This window comes from Streptomyces sp. R818 (assembly GCF_056172735.1).
Map to the genome: position 1 here is coordinate 242243 of NZ_JAOCNE010000014.1, position 19452 is coordinate 261694.

At 70.3% G+C, this 19452-nt stretch carries 18 protein-coding genes, 1 pseudogene and 1 riboswitch; of the genes and pseudogenes, 12 read left to right on the forward strand and 7 right to left on the reverse strand.

The window, feature by feature from the left end; all coding sequences use genetic code 11:
* Positions 1 to 21: 21 nt before the first annotated feature.
* On the forward strand, positions 22 to 777 hold the full coding sequence (locus N5I75_RS32655; protein ID WP_476683575.1) for a CbtA family protein: 756 nt from the start codon (positions 22 to 24) through the stop codon (positions 775 to 777).
* Between the two features lie 122 nt (positions 778 to 899).
* Complete coding sequence (locus tag N5I75_RS32660; protein ID WP_476683577.1) at positions 900 to 1205, forward strand: hypothetical protein; 306 nt, start codon at positions 900 to 902, stop codon at positions 1203 to 1205.
* Here the strand turns inward: N5I75_RS32660 and N5I75_RS32665 are convergent.
* Together N5I75_RS32665 and N5I75_RS32670 are read right to left on the reverse strand one after the other, a co-directional pair.
* Entirely contained in the window at positions 1184 to 1792 is a 609-nt protein-coding gene (locus N5I75_RS32665) for a histidine phosphatase family protein (RefSeq protein ID WP_476683579.1), read from the reverse strand. The two genes, N5I75_RS32660 and N5I75_RS32665, sit on opposite strands and share 22 nt — an antisense overlap.
* Positions 1793 to 1876: 84 nt before the next feature.
* Positions 1877 to 3328, reverse strand: a complete 1452-nt coding sequence (locus tag N5I75_RS32670) for a short-chain fatty acyl-CoA regulator family protein (RefSeq protein WP_476683581.1) — start codon at positions 3326 to 3328, stop codon at positions 1877 to 1879.
* Between the two features lie 260 nt (positions 3329 to 3588).
* Here N5I75_RS32670 and N5I75_RS32675 point away from each other — a divergent pair, with 260 nt between their 5' ends.
* The 4 genes from N5I75_RS32675 to cobF all read left to right on the forward strand — a co-directional run bounded on the left by N5I75_RS32675 (position 3589) and on the right by cobF (position 8087).
* Positions 3589 to 5097, forward strand: coding sequence for an MmgE/PrpD family protein (locus tag N5I75_RS32675; protein WP_476683583.1), 1509 nt, complete (start codon positions 3589 to 3591; stop codon positions 5095 to 5097).
* Positions 5097 to 6005, forward strand: a complete 909-nt coding sequence (gene prpB / locus N5I75_RS32680; RefSeq protein WP_476683585.1) for a methylisocitrate lyase — start codon at positions 5097 to 5099, stop codon at positions 6003 to 6005. Before N5I75_RS32675 ends, prpB begins: the two co-directional genes overlap by 1 nt.
* Before the next feature lie 64 nt (positions 6006 to 6069).
* Positions 6070 to 7197, forward strand: a complete 1128-nt coding sequence (locus N5I75_RS32685) for a bifunctional 2-methylcitrate synthase/citrate synthase (RefSeq protein ID WP_476683587.1) — start codon at positions 6070 to 6072, stop codon at positions 7195 to 7197.
* A gap of 47 nt (positions 7198 to 7244) precedes the next feature.
* Positions 7245 to 8087: a precorrin-6A synthase (deacetylating) gene (cobF, locus tag N5I75_RS32690; protein ID WP_476683589.1), complete on the forward strand. Its 843-nt coding sequence runs from the start codon at positions 7245 to 7247 to the stop codon at positions 8085 to 8087.
* Here cobF and N5I75_RS32695 read toward each other — a convergent pair.
* Complete coding sequence (locus N5I75_RS32695; RefSeq protein WP_476683591.1) at positions 8040 to 8546, reverse strand: NUDIX hydrolase; 507 nt, start codon at positions 8544 to 8546, stop codon at positions 8040 to 8042. The genes cobF and N5I75_RS32695 overlap by 48 nt on opposite strands.
* A 50-nt stretch (positions 8547 to 8596) precedes the next feature.
* Positions 8597 to 8791, forward strand: a riboswitch (cobalamin riboswitch).
* A 232-nt stretch (positions 8792 to 9023) separates the two neighbouring features.
* Here N5I75_RS32695 and N5I75_RS32700 point away from each other — a divergent pair.
* From N5I75_RS32700 to N5I75_RS32720, 5 genes and pseudogenes are all read left to right on the forward strand, one after another.
* On the forward strand, positions 9024 to 10547 hold the full coding sequence (locus tag N5I75_RS32700; protein WP_476683593.1) for a CoA-acylating methylmalonate-semialdehyde dehydrogenase: 1524 nt from the start codon (positions 9024 to 9026) through the stop codon (positions 10545 to 10547).
* Between the two features lie 14 nt (positions 10548 to 10561).
* Entirely contained in the window at positions 10562 to 11749 is a 1188-nt protein-coding gene (locus N5I75_RS32705; RefSeq protein ID WP_476683594.1) for an acyl-CoA dehydrogenase family protein, read from the forward strand.
* A pseudogene (locus N5I75_RS32710) lies at positions 11746 to 12771 on the forward strand (enoyl-CoA hydratase/isomerase family protein); the annotation flags it as partial. The gene N5I75_RS32705 and the pseudogene N5I75_RS32710, both read left to right, overlap by 4 nt.
* Positions 12702 to 13727: a 3-hydroxyisobutyrate dehydrogenase gene (gene mmsB / locus N5I75_RS32715; protein WP_476683596.1), complete on the forward strand. Its 1026-nt coding sequence runs from the start codon at positions 12702 to 12704 to the stop codon at positions 13725 to 13727. The pseudogene N5I75_RS32710 and the gene mmsB, both read left to right, overlap by 70 nt.
* The gene (locus tag N5I75_RS32720; protein ID WP_476683598.1) at positions 13724 to 14533 is read left to right on the forward strand and encodes an enoyl-CoA hydratase; all 810 of its coding nucleotides are present in this window, start codon (positions 13724 to 13726) and stop codon (positions 14531 to 14533) included. Before mmsB ends, N5I75_RS32720 begins: the two co-directional genes overlap by 4 nt.
* Positions 14534 to 14613: 80 nt before the next feature.
* Here N5I75_RS32720 and nrdR read toward each other — a convergent pair whose 3' ends face one another.
* Both nrdR and metF read right to left on the reverse strand, forming a co-directional pair.
* A complete protein-coding gene (gene nrdR / locus N5I75_RS32725; RefSeq protein ID WP_476683600.1) occupies positions 14614 to 15075 on the reverse strand; it encodes a transcriptional regulator NrdR in 462 nt (153 codons plus the stop codon).
* Between the two features lie 59 nt (positions 15076 to 15134).
* Entirely contained in the window at positions 15135 to 16046 is a 912-nt protein-coding gene (gene metF / locus N5I75_RS32730; protein ID WP_476683602.1) for a methylenetetrahydrofolate reductase [NAD(P)H], read from the reverse strand.
* A 130-nt stretch (positions 16047 to 16176) separates the two neighbouring features.
* Here metF and folP point away from each other — a divergent pair, with 130 nt between their 5' ends.
* On the forward strand, positions 16177 to 17079 hold the full coding sequence (gene folP / locus N5I75_RS32735) for a dihydropteroate synthase (protein ID WP_476683604.1): 903 nt from the start codon (positions 16177 to 16179) through the stop codon (positions 17077 to 17079).
* Positions 17080 to 17108: 29 nt separating this feature from the next.
* Here folP and thiI read toward each other — a convergent pair whose 3' ends face one another.
* Positions 17109 to 18386 (reverse strand): tRNA uracil 4-sulfurtransferase ThiI, encoded by a 1278-nt coding sequence (thiI, locus tag N5I75_RS32740; RefSeq protein ID WP_476683606.1) that lies wholly within the window; start codon positions 18384 to 18386, stop codon positions 17109 to 17111.
* Positions 18387 to 18390: 4 nt separating this feature from the next.
* Positions 18391 to 19410, reverse strand: coding sequence for a class 1b ribonucleoside-diphosphate reductase subunit beta (nrdF, locus tag N5I75_RS32745; RefSeq protein WP_476683609.1), 1020 nt, complete (start codon positions 19408 to 19410; stop codon positions 18391 to 18393).
* Between the last annotated feature and the right edge of the window lie 42 nt (positions 19411 to 19452).

A 19452-nucleotide genomic window follows, 5' to 3' on the forward strand; every position in this document is an offset into this window, starting at 1 on the left:
GTAAGGGACACCGAACAGCTCATGAACTCAACCACCGTACGCAGCCTGCTCGTTCGGGGCATGCTCGCCGGTCTCGCGGCGGGCGTGCTCGCCCTCGTCATCGCCTACTGGCTCGGCGAGCCGATGGTCGACAAGGCGATCGGCTTCGAGGAGGCCCACGCCGGTCACTCGCACGGTGACGAGGTCGAACTCGTCTCGCGCAGCCTCCAGTCCACGGCCGGACTCGCTACCGGCGTCCTCGTCTACGGGGTCGCCTTCGGCGGCATCGCGGCGCTCGCCTACTGCTTCGCGCTCGGCCGGGTGGGCCGCTTCGGCCCGCGCGCCACGGCGCTGCTGCTGTCCGGCTGCGCCCTGCTCGCGGTCTACGTCGTGCCGTTCCTGAAGTACCCCGCGAACCCGCCGGCCGTCGGCAACCCCGACACCATCGGCAAGCGGACCACGCTGTACTTCCTGATGATGGTGCTGAGCGTGCTCATCGCGGTCGCGGCGACGATGCTCGGCAAGCGGCTGGCCCCGCGTCTGGGCACCTGGTGGGCCACCGTGGTCGCGGTCCTCGGCTTCGCCGTCGTCATCGGCCTGGCCTTCCAGTTCCTGCCCGTGATCAACGAGGTGCCCGAGCACTTCCCGGCCGCTGTGCTCTGGCGCTTCAGGCTCTCCGCCCTCGCCATCCAGATCACGCTGTGGACCGGATTCGGCCTGCTCTTCGGCGAGTTGGCCGAGCGCCTGCTCAAGCCCCGGCCCGCCGCGGTCGGCCACGCGGTCCCCGCAGGGAGCTGAACCGGCCGCTCCGGCGAGGAGATCGAGCCGATCGCGTCGTACGTGAGGGCCCACGGAACCATCCGTGGGCCCTCACGCGTTCACCCAGGCACCACTGGTCCGGCGACGAAGCGAGGAGCCGAGTGGGCAGACAACCGCAGCCCCGGCACATCGTCCTCGGCGGCCGTGAGGCGGTCGCCCTCACCATGGAGGAATACGAGAACCTTCTTGCGAGCCGACGACAGATCGGCGGCCAGAGCGCCAAGGTGCGGGTGCTCGCCCAGCAGGCCAAGCGGACCCGGCGCCTTCTGGAAGAGCTGGAGGAACTGGTGGGGGATTGCACTCCGGCCGCCTGCGCCTCCTCACCGCACCAAAGCTCCGCCGAAGCCGACTGCCCGCGCTGCGCCCTGGCGACGCTGCTGCACCGCTACCGGGAAGGCAGGCCCTGACCGCGCTGAGCGACGGCCGGGGAGAGGGGCCGCCCGCAGCGCACGTTCCAGCGCCCGCCACGTCCGCTCAGTTCGGTGACCGTCAGCGGAGCCACATCGCAGCGCCAGAAAGCGGACAGGGGCGCGCCCAGCGCGTGCACGACGGCAGCACGCACCAGTTCGGGTTCCACGACGGCGATCACGAGACCGTCGTCCGTGGTTGTCACCTGGAGCCACCGTGACACGCGCGCGCAGAGGTCGGCCACCGACTCCCCGCCCCTGGCGGGGAATTCGGGATCCGACAGCCACTGGGCGATGTCCTGCGGCGAGCTCTCGCTCACCTCGGCCAGGGTTCTGCCGCGCCACACCCCTGCGTTCGGTACGGCCAGTTCAGTAGGTGAGGCGGAAGAGGTGAGTCCCAGCAGTTCCGCTGTCTCACGGCAGCGGCGGCTCCCGGACACGACGGCCAGGCCGGGCTCGGGCAGCGACGGGGCGGCGGCTCTCGCTGCCTCGCGGCCCGCCGGATCGAGCGGGGCTCCGTCGTCGAACCGTGCCTGCCGGAGCGAGGCGTTCATGGCGGGCGAGACGAGCCAGACGCGGCAGGTCATGACAGAACCTTCCGTAGTACGGGAGTACGGGAGTACGGGAGTACGGGGGCAGGGGGCTGTGTGGCGCGGAGCACCCGCCGGGACTCAGTCCTCCTGCCCCTCCACGGGATACGGCACGTACGTGCGCCGCCCGGCGTCGATCGCCAGCCGTCCTCCGGCCGGCGGGCGGGCCCGCTGGGCGCAGTCCCGCCGTTCACAGATTCGGCAACCGAGCCCGATCGGAGTGGCGGACCGGGGATCGTCGAGTGCGACTCCCGCCGCGTGGACCAGGCGATGGGCGTGGCGCAGTTCGCAGCCGAGCGCGACGGCGAACTCGGCGCGCGGCGCATGGTGCCCGTGGCCGCCTCGCGTCACGGTGCGAGCGATCCAGAAGTGGCGCTTCCCGTCCGGCATCTCGGCGACCTGGGTGAGGACACGGCCCGGGGCGGAGAACGCCTCGTACACCGTCCACAGCGGACACGTGCCGCCGAGCCGCGAGAAGTGGAAGTCGGTGGCCGACTGGCGTTTGGAGATGTTCCCGGCGCGGTCGACCCGCAGGAACGAGAACGGCACCCCGCGCTGCCCGGGCCGTTGCAGGGTGCTGAGCCGATGGCAGACCGTCTCGAAGCCGACACCGAAGCGCGCCGCGAGCAGTTCGATGTCGTAGCCGCTGTCCTCCGCCGCCCGGTGGAACGCCGTGTACGGCATCAGCAGCGCGCCTGCGAAGTAGTTCGCGAGCCCGATGCGCGCCAGGGCCGATGCCTCGGACGACCCCAACTCGTCTGCCCCGTCCGTCAGATGACCGAGAAGCGGGTCGTGCTCCAGGAGTGCGAGCTGGGTGGCGAGCTGGAACGCCCGCTGTCCGTCACTGAGCCATGGTGACAGGAACAGCAGACCGGACTCGCGGTCCAGGCGACGCGCGTCGGCCGCGCGGCCCGGATCCGCCTGCACCACCTTCAGGCCGTGCCGCATCGAAAGCCGTACGGCCAGTGGCCCGGCGATCTGTCCCGGCCGCAGCTCCATCTCCCCGGCCAGCTCCTCGGCGGCCGCGTCGAGGGGCGCGAAGTGGTTGTGGTGGGCGTAGAAGAAGTCCCGTGCGTCGTCGTGCGGTTCGGCGGACGGCATCGCAGCCGGGCCCGGCGAGCCCCGGTCCGAGGTACCGAGCGCCGCCGCCTGCGCGGCGACGTCACGGTAGCGGCGGTGCAGGGTCACCAGGGCGCGCGCCACCTCGGGGTGGTCGCGGACCGCTTCGGCGATCTCCTCCACCGGCGGGGGCGGGGCACCGCACGCCTCGTCGGCAAGCGCGGTCCGCAGATCGGTGGCCAGACGGTCCTCGTCGGCGCCGGAGAAATGCTCCGGAGCGACCCCGAAGACCTCCGCCACACGCAGCAGCACGGAGGCCGTCAGCGGGCGCTGACTCTGTTCGATCTGGTTGGCGTAACTCGTCGAGATGCCGAGCGCACGGGCCATGTCCACCTGGTTCATGCCCGCCTCGCGTCGCAGCCGACGGAGCTTCGCGTGGGCGTAGATCTTGCGCTCGGTGGGACGCCTGGGCATGGCCGCGCCTCCTGTACGTGCGGATGCCCGAACGGGCTCGTAGTTGCGAATCTAGCATCCGCATTCTTCGCAGAATTCGCAGATGAGCCGTCGTGACCTGTACGGATTCCACAGCCTCGGAGTGTGGCCCCGAGTCGGTGGAGCGGGCAGGATCACCGCATCGACAGGGGAGTTCTCGTCCTGTATCCACTGCCGCTGCCCGTCGCGGCGCGCGTTTCCGTACCGGGGCAGGCATCCGCCGCCCCACCGTGAGGAGTCACGTGATCGAGCACCGAGTCCGCGTCCACCCCAGCTCCGACCGCCTTCCCCGCGAGGACCAGCTGGCCTGGAAGCTGGCCGCCGTCGCCACCGCCACCGACGAACTCGACGCGGGCTGCGCCGCCATGGCCGTCAACCGCGTGATCGACAACGCCTCGGTCGCCGTCGCCTCCCTGACCCGGCGCCCGGTCGCGGTCGCCCGCGCCCAGGCGAGCGCCCACCGCGCCACCGCGCCGGGGGCCTCCGTGTTCGGCAGCCGCGTCCGCGTCTCGCCGGAGTGGGCGGCCTGGGCGAACGGCACCGCCGTGCGTGAACTCGACTTCCACGACGCCTACTTGGCCGCCGACTACTCCCACCCCGGCGACAACATCCCACCGCTGCTCGCCGTCGCCCAGCACACCGGACGCACCGGCGCCGACCTGCTGCGCGGCATCGTCGCCGCGTACGAGATCCACGTGGCCCTGGTGAAGGGCATCTGCCTGCACGCCCACCGCATCGACCACGTCGCCCATCTCAGCGCCGCCACCGCCGGCGGCCTCGGCGCCCTGCTGCGGCTGCCGACCGGGACCGTCCACCAGGCGATCCAGCAGGCAGTGCACACCACGACCGCGACCCGGCAGTCCCGTAAGGGCGAGATCAGCAGCTGGAAGGCGTTCGCCCCGGCCTTCGCCGGCAAGGCCGCGATCGAGGCCGTCGACCGTGCGATGCGCGGGGAGTCCGCCCCGTCGCCCATCTACGAGGGCGAGGACGGCTTCCTCGCCTGGATGCTGGACGGCCCCGGCTCCGACTACACCGTCCTGCTCCCCGAGCGCGGCGAACCGCGCCACGCGATCCTCGACACGTACACCAAGGAGCACTCCGCCGAGTACCAGGCACAGGCGATCATCGACCTGGCCCGGCGGCTACGCGACAAGGTCGGCCCCCTCGACCAGGTGCGCTCGATCGTGCTGCACACCAGCCACCACACCCACCACGTGATCGGCTCCGGCGCGAACGACCCGCAGAAATACGACCCGCACGCGAGCCGCGAGACCCTCGACCACTCCGTGCCCTACATCTTCGCCGTCGCCCTGGAGGACGGCACCTGGCACCACGAGCGTTCCTACGCGCCCGAGCGCGCCCGCCGTCCCGGGACGGTCGGACTGTGGCAGAAGATCACCACGGTCGAGGACCCCGAGTGGACCCGCCGCTACCACGAGCCCGACCCGCAGCGCCGCGCCTTCGGGGGTCGTGCGGTGATCACCCTCGCCGACGGCACGGTGATCGAGGACGAGCTCGCTGTCGCCGACGCCCACCCGGCCGGGGCCCGTCCCTTCGACCGTCCCGCCTACCAGCACAAGTTCCGCACCCTGACCGAGGGCATCGTCGCCACCGCCGACCAGGACCGCTTCCTGTCCGCCGCCGAACACCTCGCCAACCTCGGCGCGGCCGATCTCGGCGGGCTCTTCCCGGTCGTGGACGCGGAGGCCGTCGCCGCGTACGACGCGCAGCTCCCGAAGGGCCTGTTCTGATGCTGCTCCACACCCGTACGACACCGCAGGAACGCCGCCGCGCATTCCGCGAACAGCTCGCCACCGGACGCCTGTTGAGGATGCCCGGCGCGATCAACCCGCTCTCCGCGCGCCTTGTCCAGGACACCGGTTTCGACGCCGTCTACCTGTCCGGCGCGGTGATGGCCGCGGACCTCGGACTGCCCGACATCGGCCTGACGACCTCTGCCGAGATCGCAGCCCGCGCCCAGCAGACGACGCGTGTCACCGACCTGCCCGTCCTCATCGACGCCGACACCGGCTTCGGCGAGCCGATGAACGCGGCCCGCACGGTCCAGCTCATGGAGGACGCGGGCTTGGCAGGGCTGCATCTGGAGGACCAGGTCAACCCGAAACGCTGCGGTCACCTCGATGGCAAGTCCGTCGTCTCGCGCGAGGAGATGGTGCGCCGCGTCCGCGCCGCCGTCGACGCCCGACGCGACCCCGACTTCCTGCTCATGGCCCGCACCGACGCCCGCTCCGTGGAGGGCCTGGACGCGGCGATCGAACGTGCGAAGGCGTACGTCGACGCCGGCGCCGACGCGGTCTTCCCCGAGGCGCTCGCCGACGAGGCCGAGTACGAGGCGTTCCGCAAGGCCGTCGACGTCCCCCTGCTCGCGAACCTCACCGAGTTCGGCAAGACCCCGCTGCTCGACACCCGCACGCTGGAGAACCTGGGGTTCAACATCGCGCTCTACCCGGTCACCCTGCTGCGGCTCGCCATGGGCGCGGTCGAGGACGGGCTGCGCACGATCGCCACCGAAGGCACGCAGCAGTCGCTGCTACCGCGCATGCAGACCCGTTCCCGCCTGTACGAACTGCTCGGCTACGAGGAGTACGCGCGTTTCGACTCGGGCGTCTTCGACTTCACTCTCCCGCCCGGCAACTGACTCCCGCCCGGCAACTGACTCCCGCCCGGCACCTGACCGGCCCATGCTCCGGAGGCACCCCGTCATGTCCACCACCGTTCCCGAGATCCACCGCGGTCTCGCCGGTGTCGTCGTCGACACCACCGAGATCTCCACCGTCATCCAGGCCACAAACTCCCTTACCTACCGGGGCTATCCGGTCCAGGACCTGGCCGCCCGCCGCACTTTCGAAGAGGTCGCGTACCTGCTGTGGTACGGCGAGCTGCCCGACGCCACGCAACTGCGCGCGTTCCAGGCCCGCGAGCGCGCCCTGCGTCCCCTGGACCGCACCGCCGCCGAACTCCTGGCCCGGCTGCCGCAGACCTGCCACCCCATGGACGTCCTGCGCACGGCGGTGAGCTTCTTCGGCGCCGAGGACCCGACCGAGGACGACGGCAGCCCGGCCGCGAACCGCGCCAAGTCCCTGACCCTGCTGGCGAAACTGCCCACCGTGGTCGCCGCCGACCAGCGGCGCCGCCGCGGCCTGGACCCCATCGCGCCGGACCCGGAGCTCGGTTACGCCGAGAACTTCTTCCACATGTGCTTCGGCGCGGTCCCGGACCCGGACGTCGTCCGCTGCTTCGAGATCTCCCTCGTCCTGTACGCCGAACACAGCTTCAACGCCTCGACGTTCACCGCCCGCGTCGTCACCTCCACGCTCTCCGACTTGTACAGCGCGGTGACGGCGGCGATCGGCGCGCTCAAGGGACCGCTGCACGGCGGCGCCAACGAGGCAGTGATGCACATGCTGGGCGAGATCGACGACCCGCAGGACGCCGAGCGCTGGCTGCGTGACGCGCTCGCCGCCAAGCGGAAGATCATGGGCTTCGGGCACCGCGTCTACAAGGACGGTGACTCCCGCGTCCCGATCATGCAGGAGGCACTCGACCGGCTCGTCGCCCGCACCGCCGGTCCCGAGACCAGCCGGCTCGCGGCCGTGCACGCAGCGCTGCGCCACGCGATGATCACCAGCAAGGGCATCCATCCGAACCTCGACTACCCGGCCGGCCTCGCCTACCACCTGATGGGCTTCGACATCCCGGTCTTCACGCCCATCTTCGTGATGAGCCGCATCACCGGCTGGACCGCCCACATCACGGAGCAGCTCGCGCACAACGCCCTGATCAGGCCCCTGGCCTCGTACGACGGCCCGGGGCAGCGCCCCCTCCCGTAGCCAGGGCCCGATCCGGCCGCCGCGACACGCCCTGAAAGACTGACCCCATGAGTACGGAACAGCGCGCGATCCTCGTCATCGGTATCGGCTCGGGCGACCCCGACCACCTGACCCTCCAGGCGGTGAAGGCGATCCGGCGCGCGGACGTCTTCTTCATCGTGGGCAAGGGCCCGAGCAAGGCGTCCTTGACCGACCTGCGGCACCGGATGATCGAGGAGCACGCGCAGGGCCCGTACCGCGTGGTCGAGGTCGAGGACCCGAGCCGCGACCGCCGGCCCATGGATCGCACCGACTACACGGCGGCCGTCCAGGACTGGCGTGAGCGGCGCGGGGAGATCTTCGAGCAGGCGATGAGCGAGGAGATGGCGCAGGGCGAGACGGGCGCGTTCCTGGTCTGGGGCGACCCTTCCCTCTACGACAGCACGCTCGGCATCCTCGGGGACATCGAGGACCGCGGCGCACTGTCCGTCGCCGTCGAGGTGGTCCCCGGCATCACCAGCGTCGCCACGCTCACCGCCCGGCACCGTATCCCGCTCAACCAGGTCGGCCGTCCGGTGCACATCACCCCGGCCCGCCGCCTGACCGACGTGGCTCAGAACGACGACGGCGACATCGTCGTCATGCTCGACGCCCACGAGTCGTTCACACAGGTCGAGGGTGACGATGTGTGGATCTACTGGGGCGCCTACCTCGGCACCCCGGACGAACTGCTCGTCGCCGGACCACTGAACGAGGTCGTGGACCGCATCCGACGCGTACGGTCCGAGGCCCGCGAGCGGCACGGCTGGATCATGGACACGTATCTGCTGCGCATCGCGGAGAGCCCGGAGCGGGGAGCCGCGTCAGTGGTGCCAGGGGAGACGGACGGGAGCGGCGGGAGCATCGCCTGACATGCTCCGTGTCACCAACTCGGCCACTCCCCACGGATGCACGGTGTCGTGGGTGGCGGCCAACTCCTGTACGCCCCACCAGCGGTGCCCCGCGTGGTGGCGCCGCTCCTGGTCCTCTTGGCTGCTGGTGTCGACATCGTGCGAAGTCACGCGGCACAGGAGGAAGACGTCCTCGAAGAGGCCCCGCTCCCAGCCCAGATCCGCGTACCCGGACGTGTGGACCACCGGCGATCCGAGGGACTCTGCGGCCACCAACAGCCCGGTCTCTTCGTGTAGTTCACGTGCGGCCGCCGTCGCGAGGGTCTCGCCGTCGTGGACGCCCCCACCCGGTGTGCCCCAGACGTGTCCGGCGGCCGGGTCGCCAGGGTCTGCCAGCGACTTGAACAGCAGCACATGGCCCTCGCCGTCGATGAGCACCATGCGGGCGGACCGGTGGACAGCAACCTCTGGAGCGGACATAGAGGCACACTAGCCATTCGGTGGAGCGGCGGCGCCGGGGCTGGATTTACTAGGACGTCCAACTATATAGTCGAGGGGATAGGTCCGCGGTGCAGGGAAGCCGGTGTGAGTCCGGCACGGTCCCGCCACTGTGACCGGGGAGTTCGCCGTCGAGCGACACGCCACTGACGTCTTCGGACGCCGGGAAGGCGGACGGTGCGCGCTGATCCGGGAGTCAGGATACCGGCTGCGGAATGTTCCGTGTTGTCCACGAGGATGGAGCTGACACGCATGGCACCGGTGTGTTTCCACGATCCCGGCGGTCCTGCCCAACCGGCCCGGCCCAGACGCGTATTCGCCCACCTGTCGGCCGTTACGGCCTGACGGTCACCCAGCCATTCGCGCTCTCGCGCGGCCCTCTGGCACCCGCACGCCACCGCGTCGCCGTGCCCTCGGGTCCGCGCGCCATCCCGGATCACCTGACGAGAGCAGGCATTCATGGTCCGCACGCAAGACCGCGCCCCTGTGCGCGAGTTGACCCACTTCGTCGGCGGCAGGCGCACCGAGGGATCCTCGGGCACTTACGGCGACGTGTACGACCCGAACACCGGACAGGTCCAGGCCCACGTCCCCCTCGCGGACGCGGCCGAGACCGAGGCCGCGATCGGGGACGCCGTCCGCGCGCAGGAGGGGTGGGGGGAATGGAACCCGCAGCGGCGCGCCCGCGTCATGTTGAGGTTCCTCACACTCGTCGACCGGGAGAAGGACGCCCTGGCCCGGCTCCTGTCGTCCGAACACGGCAAGACCGTCGCCGACGCACACGGCGACATCCAACGCGGCCTGGAAGTAGTCGAGTTCGCGGCCGGCATCCCGCACCTCCTCAAGGGTGACTTCACCGACAACGCCGGCAGCGGAATCGACGTGCACTCGCTGCGCTCCCCGCTCGGCGTCGTCGCGGGCATCACCCCCTTCAACTTCCCCGCCATGATCCCGCTGTGGAAGGCGGCCCCCGCGCTGGCCTGCGGCAACGCCTTCATCCTGAAGCCGTCCGAGCGAGCCCCCTCGGTCCCGCTGCGGCTCGCCGAACTCTTCCTGGACGCCGGCCTGCCGCCCGGCGTCCTCAATGTCGTCAACGGCGGTGCGGAAGCGGTCGACACCCTCCTGACCGACCCGCGGGTCCAGGCGCTCGGTTTCGTCGGCTCCACTCCGATCGCCGCGCACGTCTACGCCACCGCCGCCGCTCACGGCAAGCGCGCCCAGTGCTTCGGCGGAGCCAAGAACCACATGATCGTGATGCCCGACGCCGACCTCGACCAGGCCGTGGACGCCCTGATCGGCGCGGGCTACGGATCGGCCGGTGAGCGCTGCATGGCCGTCTCGGTCGCCGTGCCCGTCGGGGAGGACACCGCTGACGCGCTGGTGGCGCGGCTCAAGGACCGGATCGGATCGCTGCGCATCGGCCGCAGCGACGACCCGGAAGCCGACTTCGGCCCCCTGGTCTGCCGCGAAGCGCTGGACCGGGTCCGCGGGTACGTGGACCTCGGAGTGAAAGAAGGGGCCGAACTGGTCGTCGACGGCCGGGACTTCACCCTCGCCGGGTACGAGGACGGATTCTTCGCGGGCGCCAGCCTCTTCGACCGTGTCACGCCGGCCATGCGGATCTACCAGGAGGAGATCTTCGGCCCCGTCCTGTCCGTCGTACGTGCCGCCGACTACGAGGAGGCGCTGCGGCTGCCCAGCGAGCACACGTACGGCAACGGCGTCGCGATCTTCACCCGGGACGGCGACACCGCCCGGGACTTCACCCGGCGGGTGAACACCGGAATGGTCGGCGTCAACGTCCCGATCCCGGTCCCCGTCGCCTACCACACCTTCGGCGGCTGGAAGGCGTCGGGCTTCGGTGATCTCAACCAGCACGGCCCCGACGCCATCCGCTTCTACACCCGCACGAAGACCGTGACGTCCCGCTGGCCCGCCGGTGCGCGCGAGGGCGCCACCTTCACGATCCCGACGATGGGATGAACGTCATGAGCGCCATGAGTACCACGAGCACCACGAGTGCTTCGCGCACGGTGCAGTCGCACACCTGGCTCACGCAGGACCAGCAGGCGTTGGTCGAGGCGACCCTGGAATTCACCGAGGACCACATCACGCCGCACGCGCTCGACTGGGACCGGGACAAGCACTTCCCCGTCGACGTCCTGCGCAAGGCCGCCGGGCTCGGCCTCGGCGGCGTCTACGTCGGCGAGGACGCCGGAGGATCGGGACTCAGCCGCACGGACGGCGTCCTCGTCTTTGAGACGCTCGCCTCCGGATGCCCCTCGATCGCCGGCTACCTGAGCATCCACAACATGGTCGCCTGGATGATCGACCGCTACGGCGACGACGGCCAGCGCGCTCGCTGGTTGCCCCGCCTGTGCGCCATGGACGATCTGGCCAGTTACTGCCTCACCGAGCCAGGGGCGGGATCGGACGCTGCCGCGCTCACCGCACGCGCCGTCCGCGACGGTGACACCTGGCTGCTGACCGGCGTCAAACAGTTCATCTCCGGTGCCGGGGCCTCTCAGTTGTACGTGGTGATGGCCCGCACCGGAGGGGAAGGCGCCGACGGGATCACGGCCTTCGTCGTCGACAAGGACGACCCCGGCCTCTCCTTCGGCCCGAACGAACGCAAGATGGGCTGGAACGCACAGCCCACCCGGCAGGTCGTCCTCGACGGGGTGCGGCTGCCCGCCGACCGTCTTCTGGGCGGCGAGGGCCGCGGTTTCCGCATCGCCATGAACGCGCTCAACGGCGGACGGCTCGGCATCGCCGCCTGCTCTCTCGGCGGCGCCCGCACCGCGCTCCACCGCAGTCTGGCCCACCTCGCCGACCGCGAAGCCTTCGGCCGCCGTCTGTTGGACGCCGACGCGCTGCGCTTCCGCCTCGCCGACATGGCCACCGAACTGAACGCCGCCCGCGCGCTGGTGCACCAGGCCGCCCAGGCCCTCGACCGCGAGGACCCGCAGGCCCCTTACCTGTGCGCGATGGCGAAGCGGTTCGCCACCGACACCGGCTACACGGTCGCCGACCGCGCGCTCCAACTGCACGGCGGATACGGCTATGTGAGCGACTACGGCATCGAGAAGATCGTCCGCGACCTACGGGTCCACCAGATCCTGGAAGGAACCAACGAGATCATGCGCGTCATCGTCGCTCGAGGACTGACGGGGGCGTTCCGGTGACCGGCACCGACGAACCCGTCCTGCTGCACGTCGAAGGGCGCGCCGCACACGTCACACTCAACCGTCCGCGGGCCCTCAACGCCCTCACCCACGACATGGTCCGCCGCATCGACACGGCGCTCACCTCGTGGGAGCACGATGACGCCGTCGAGACCGTCGTCCTCAGCGGAGCCGGCGCGCGCGGCCTGTGCGCGGGCGGCGACATCCGTGCCATCCACGACGACGTGACGGCCGGTGACGGCACTGCCACGGCCGCCTTCTGGCGCGACGAGTACCGGCTCAACGCCCGGATCGCCCGCTACCCCAAGCCGTACGTCGCCCTGATGGACGGCCTCGTGATGGGCGGCGGCGTCGGGGTGTCGGCGCACGCCGGCACCCGTGTCGTCACCGAACACTCGCGCGTCGCGATGCCGGAGACCGGCATCGGATTCGTCCCGGACGTCGGCGGTACGTACCTGCTCGCACTCGCCCCCGGCGAACTGGGCACGCATCTGGCCCTGACCGGTGCTCAGGCCGGCCCCGGCGACGCTCTCCTGTGCGGCCTCGCCGATCACTACGTCCCCTCCGCGGGCCTCCCCGCCCTTGTACGGGAACTGGCCGACTCCCCGGTGCGCGAGGTGCTCGCCCGGCACGTACAGGCCGCGCCGGGAGGCGAGTTGGCGGCCGCCCGTTCCTGGATCGACGTCTGCTACGCGGCGGACACCGTCGAGGAGATCGTGGACCGGCTGTGCGCGCGGGACGAGCCTGCGGCGCGGGAGGCGGCGGCGACCCTCCTCGCCAAGTCGCCCACGGCGCTCAAGGTGACCCTGTGCGCCCTGCGCCGGGCCCGAGCCCTCAGCGCGCTGGAGCGCGTGCTCGACCAGGAATACCGGGTGTCCTGCGCGGCGCTCGCCCACCCCGACCTGGCCGAGGGAATCCGCGCCCAGGTCATCGACAAGGACCGGAACCCGAAGTGGAGTCCCAGCACGCCGGCGGAGGTGACGGACGCGGACGTCGATCGGTTCTTCGAGCCGCTCGGCGAGCGCGAGCTGGGCCTCGCCGCTCAACTCGACCACACCATGGAGGTGGCCTGGTGACCAGTACCGTCGCGTTCATCGGACTCGGACACATGGGCGGTCCCATGGCGGCCAACCTGGTCCGTGCCGGACACCGGGTCCTCGGACACGACCTGGTGCCGGCCGTGGTCGAGGCCGCCGTCAAAGCCGGCGTGGAGCCCGTCTCCCGTGTCACCGACGCCGTGTCCGACGCGGACGTCGTGCTCACGATGCTGCCGACCGGCGCTCACGTGCTCGGCGCCTACGGCGAACTGCTCGCCGCCGCCCGCCCCGGCACCCTGTTCCTCGACTGCTCCACCATCGACGTCGCCGACGCCCGCACCGCGCACGAGCGGGCCGCCGCCGCGGGGATGCGCTCCCTCGACGCCCCGGTGTCGGGAGGCGTGGTCGGCGCCGAGGCCGCCACCCTCACCTTCATGGCGGGTGGCGGAGAGGCGCAGTTCGCGGTGGCCCGCCCGCTCCTGGACGCCATGGGCAAGAAAGCCGTGTTGTGCGGCGGCCCCGGCGCCGGGCAGGCCGCCAAGATCTGCAACAACATGATCCTCGGCGTCTCGATGATCGCCGTGAGCGAGGCGTTCGTTCTCGGCGAGAGCCTCGGCCTGTCCCATCAGGCCCTCTACGACGTGGCCTCGACCGCGTCCGGACAATGCTGGGCGCTCAGCGTCAACTGCCCGGTCCCCGGCCCCGTTCCGGGGAGCCCGGCCAACCACGACTACCGGCCGGGCTTCGCAGCCGCGCTCATGGCGAAGGACCTCGGCCTCGCGGCCAACGCCGTCCGAAGCGGTTCAGTGCACGCGGAACTCGGTCTGAGAGCAGCGGAGTTGTACGCCGCCTATGCGGAACGTGTCGGCACCGCAGAGGACTTCTCCGGCATCGTCCGCACCCTCAGGGACCACGACGGCGGCGACGGAGGCCAGGCATGACAACCGACCCGACCACGACAGACGCGACCACGACCGCGTACGGGGCGATCCTCGTCGAACGCGAGGGCCGCACCGCGCTGCTCACCCTCAACCGCTCCGAGGCCCTCAACGCCCTCAACCTCCAGGTCATGGAGGAGGTCGTCGCCGCGTGCCAGGCACTCGACCGGGACCCCGACTGCGGCTGCATCGTGATCACGGGCTCCGACAGGGCGTTCGCGGCGGGCGCCGACATCAAGGAGATGCGGCCACGCGCGTCCATCGACATGTACCTCGACGACTGGTTCTCGGCGTGGGACCGACTGGGGGCGTTGCGTACCCCCACGGTCGCCGCGGTAGCCGGGTACGCACTCGGTGGCGGCTGCGAACTGGCCATGCTCTGCGACGTCCTGCTCGCCGCCGACACCGCCGTCTTCGGACAGCCCGAGATCAAGCTCGGCGTCATCCCGGGGATCGGCGGTTCGCAGCGCCTGACCCGCGCCGTCGGCAAGGCCAAGGCGATGGAGATGTGCCTGACCGGCCGCACCATGGACGCGGTCGAGGCCGAGCGCGCCGGCCTGGTCTCGCGCATCGTCCCCGCCGACGAACTGCGGGCCGAGACATTGAAGGTTGCCGAGACGATCGCGGGAATGTCCCTGCCGGTCGCGATGATGGCGAAGGAGGCGGTCTCCAGGGCCTTCGAGACGACGCTCGCCGAAGGCGTCCGGTTCGAACGGCGTCTGTTCCACGCCGTGTTCGCGGCCGAGGACCAGAAGGAAGGGATGGCCGCCTTCGTGGAGAAGCGACCGCCGTCGTTCCGCCACAGGTGACCTGGTGACCAGGTGACCAGTTGGCGCGGCCACCGGCTGGTGCGGGGCGTCACCCGCGTCGGCCGGTGCCGGCCACCCGGTCACCCCGCGGACGCGCCGCACTTGGCCCGCAGTTCGGCGATGGCGTTCTCGAAGTCCGTGAGCGACTCGAAAGCCCGGTAGACGGAGGCGAAGCGCATGTAGGCCACGGGGTCCAGCTCGCTGAGTGGTTCCAGAACGGCCAACCCCACGTCGTGTGTGCTGAGTTGGGCGCTTCCCGCAGCCCGGAGGTTCTCCTCCACCTGCTGGCCGAGCCGGTCCAGCATGTCCTCCGTGATGGGACGGCCCTGGCACGCCTTGCGGACACTGCTGACGATCTTGGCGCGGCTGAACGGCTCGGTCACACCACTGCGTTTCACCACGAGGAGGGAGTACGTCTCCAGCGTGGTGAAACGCCGTTGGCAGTGGGGGCATTGGCGCCGTCGGCGGATCGAGGTGCCGTCGTCGGTGGACCGGCTGTCGATGACGCGGCTGTCGGGGAGCCTGCAAAAGGGGCAGTACACCGTTCGTGTCCTTTCAAAGCGCCTCGAAGGGATCCGCTCCCGGTCGACGGCGGGGGCTGTCAGGCCGACAGCCCCAGATTCTGGTAGATCTCCGTCGTCACGGTGGAGGAATTCATGGTCATGAAATGCAGTCCCGGCGCATCCTCCGCGATGAGCCGACGACACATTTCGGTGGCGTGCTCGATTCCGAGCGCTCGCACCGCGGCCGGATCGCTCTCCGCGGCGAGCATGCGATCGGCGAGACCACTCGGGAATGCCGCCGTGGAAAGCTCCGGAATTCTGCGCAAGGATCGCAATGTGGTGACCGGCATGATCTCGGGAATGACGGGGGTGTCACATCCCGCTGCGGAGACCAGATCGCGAAAACGCAGGTATGCGTCCACGTCGAAGAACATCTGCGTGATCGCGTAATCGGCGCCGGCCCGGCACTTGTCGACGAAGTGCTGTATGTCGCTGGCGAGATCTCGTGACCGTGGATGCATTTCGGGAAAGGCCGCGACCCCGACGCAGAAGGTGCCCGAGTTCTTGATCAGTTCGACCAGTTCGGCCGCGTGGTTCACGCCCTCGGGGTGTCTCGTCCAGGCGCCGAGCGGATCGCCCGGCGGGTCGCCCCGCAGGGCGAGAATGTTGCGAACTCCCTGGTCGGCGTAGTGTCCGAGGATGTTGCGCAGTTCGGCGACGCTGTGGTCGACGGCGGTCAGATGGGCGACAGGAGTGAGGGTCGTCTCCTGCGCGATACGGCCCGTGACATTGATCGTGCGGCCCCGTGTCGAGCCGCCGGCGCCATAGGTCACCGACACGAAAGTGGGGGAGAGGGCCTCCAGTTTGCGGATGGCTTTCCACAGGCCGGCCTCGGCCTCCGGAGTGCGCGGGGGCATGAACTCGAACGAGTAGGAGCGACCACCTAGTGAGAGGAGATCGCGAATGGACTGCGCACTGTCCGACCGTGTGCTGGGGGTACCGAGAGCCATGACGGAAGCCTACCCATCCGGCGAACTGCGCATGAGGGCAGTCCACTTGTTGATACGAGTCTCGGAAGTGCGGCCGTGAATTACCAGACCCCGCTGTACAGAGGGAATGAGGATCGGTCATCATTTCCTCATGAGCGCGTACACCACCCCTTCTTCCATGGCGCTTTCCTGGGGCCGCTGCGGCGTCATGGGAATCGTCAACGTGACACCGGACTCGTTCTCCGACGGCGGACTGTGGCTCGATCCGGGACGCGCCGTCGAGCACGGCCTGGAACTCGTCGCCGAGGGCGCGGACCTGATCGACGTCGGAGGGGAGTCCACGCGCCCCGGCGCCTCGCGCATCACCTGTGAGGAGGAGCTTCGGCGCGTGTTGCCCGTGGTGCACGGCCTGGTCGCCGGCGGAGCCCTGGTGAGCGTCGACACCATGCGGGCCTCGGTGGCACGGGCGGCAGTAGAGGCGGGCGCCGCTCTGATCAACGACGTGAGCGGCGGCCTCGCGGACCCCGGAATGGCCGAGGTCGCCGCCCGCAGCGGTGTCCCGTTCGTGGTCATGCACTGGCGCGGCCACTCCGACGCCATGGACACACTGGCCGACTATGCGGATGTGCGGGCGGACGTCGTCCGCGAGCTGGACCGGCAGGTGGACGCGGTGGTGTCGGCCGGCATCGACCCCGGACAGATCATCGTCGACCCCGGGCTCGGATTCGCCAAGGACCGCGAAGACGACTGGGAACTGCTCGCAGGCGTCGACGAACTGACTCGCCTGGGCTTCCCCGTCCTGGTGGGAGCTTCCCGCAAGCGGTTCCTCGGCACGCTGCTTGCCGATCCGGTGACCGGCGCTCCCCGCCCGGCCCGCGCCCGCGACGCCGCCACCGCGGCGGTGTCCGCACTGGCCGCGGCCCGGGGCGCTTGGGCCGTGCGCGTGCACGACGTGGCCGCCTCGGCGGACGCCGTACGCGTCGGGTCTGCCCTGCGCCGGGTGGAGACACGGGGCGATCGACAGCCACGTACGGCCGCGCTGTCGACCCTCTGACACGCGCCCGGCACCGGCGCGGAAGGCGCTCATGCCGTGACCGGTTCCGTGACGGCGCAGCGCGTCGCGTCGTCCGGTGCCGGTTCCGCCCCGGGTTCCATCACCTGGACGTGGCCGAGCAGCGCCTCCACCACCTCGTCGAAGTCGATACGCCGTTCAACAGCCCGCAGTTGGGGCAGCCCGGCCCGCGTAGTGACGCGCGGCGGCGCGAGCAGCTGGCAGCAGTCCTCGTCGGGCAGGACGGAGATGCCGGCCGTGCCGAGCCGGCGGGCCTCGTCGATGATCTCCTGCTTGTCCCAGCCGATCAGGGGACGCAGGATCGGCAGTGCGGCCGCGTCGTCGACGGCCGCCATGTTCGCCAGGGTCTGGCTGGCCACCTGGCCGAGACTGTCGCCGGTGACCAGCGCCTCGGCGCCAAGGCCGGTGGCGAGCGCCGACGCGGTGCGTGCCATGAGCCGGCGCTGTGCGACCACTTGGAGGCGCCCCGCGCCCGCGACGGCGAGTTGCTTCTGCACCTTCCCGAGCGCGATCACGTGCAGCTTTCCCGGCGGCTGGTAGCGGTTGAGTTCGCGGGCCAGGGCGTACGCCTTGTAGACGGACGAGGGGTTGGTGTACGGAGCCCCGTTGAAGTGGACGAAGTCGACCGCGAGCCCACGCCGCATGGCCCGGTGGGCGGCGACGGGAGAGTCGTACCCACCGGAGAGCAGCACGAGGGCGCGTCCGCTGGTACCGACGGGCAGGCCGGTCAGACCGGGCACGCGCGTCCAGGTCAGATACGTCTCCTTGCGGTCTATCTCGATGTTCAGCAGGACCTCGGGCCGCTTGAGGTTCACCGGGAGCTCCGGCAGCGCCTCCTTGACCCGTGCCCCCACGTGCGCCGCCACCTGCGACGAGGTCAGCGGGAACGACTTGTCCCGCCGCCGGGCCCGTACCGCGAAGTCACGCACGGAACCGGCCGCCGCCAACTCTTCGAGCGCGGCGACACCGGCCCGCGTCAGCTCGTCCAGGGTGCTGGGTACGCGGACCCCCGGCTCGATGACGTTGAACCCGACGACCCGGCTGGCGCGCTCCACCAGCTTCTCGACGGGCACCTGACCGTCGCCGCCCAGAACTGTCACGTTCGGGGCCGACTTGATCCAGGTGGAGCCGCCGACGCCGCGGAGCGCGACGCGCAGGTTGTCGTGCAGCCGCTCCACGAAGCGGTCGCGGTTGCGTCCCTTGAGGAAGACCTCGCCGTGCTTGAGGAGAACGCACGGCCCGAAGGACGCGGCAGCCCGCTGGGCGGGCACGTGGGAAAGCATGGACATGGCGTCAGAAGTCCCAGTCGTCGTCGTCCGTGTCCTCGGCCTTACCCATCACGTACGAGGAACCGGACCCGGAGAAGAAGTCGTGGTTCTCGTCGGCGGCGGGGGACAGGGCGGCGAGGATCTCGGGGTTGACCTCGGTCTCGTCCGCGCCGAAGCGCGCCGGATAACCGAGGTTCATCAGCGCCTTGTTGGCGTTGTAGCGCACGAACACCGCGACGTCGTCCATGAGTCCGAGCGGCTCGTACAGCTCACCCGAGTAGCTCAGCTCCAACTCGTAGAGCTCATCGAGCAGTTCGTACGTGAAGACGCGCATGGCCTCCCGCTCAGCAGCTGCCCGCTTCTCCAGGCCGCGCTGGTACTTGTAGCCGGAGTAGTAGCCGTGCACCGCCTTGTCGCGCAGGATCAGCCGGATCATGTCGGCCGTGTTGGTCAGCAGGGCGTGCGTCGAGAAGTGCAGCGGCAGGTAGAAACCCGCGTACAGCAGCAGCGACGACAGCAGCGTGGAGGCGACCTTCCGCTTCAGCGGGTCGTCGCCGTAGTAGTGCCGGAGGACCGCCTTGCAGCGCTGCTGGAGGACGTCGTTGCCGACGGCCCACTCGTACGCGTCGTCGATCTCCGGGGTGGTGGACAGCGTGGAGAACACCGACGAGTAGCTGCGGGCGTGCACGGCCTGCATGAAAGCGATGTTGGTGTACACCGCTTCCTCGTGCTCGGTGCGGGCGTCCTGGATCTGCACGATCTCACCGACGGTGGCCTGCACCGTGTCCAGCATGGTCAGTCCGGTGAACACCCGCATGGTGAGGGTGCGTTCCTCGGCGCTGAGCCGCTGCTGCCAGGCGGTGATGTCGTTGGACAGCGGCACCTTCTCGGGCAGCCAGAAGTTCGCGGTCAGCCGGTTCCACACCTCCAGGTCCTTCTCGTCGGTGACCCGGTTCCAGTTGACGGGACGCAACCGCGCCGCCGGGTCGTGGCGGTAGGAGGGGGGCGTGACCGACAGGCCGGTCAGGGCGGGGATGGTGGTCATGAGAGTGCCTTCACAGCGTCGTTCTGAGGGCGGGCAGGGGCA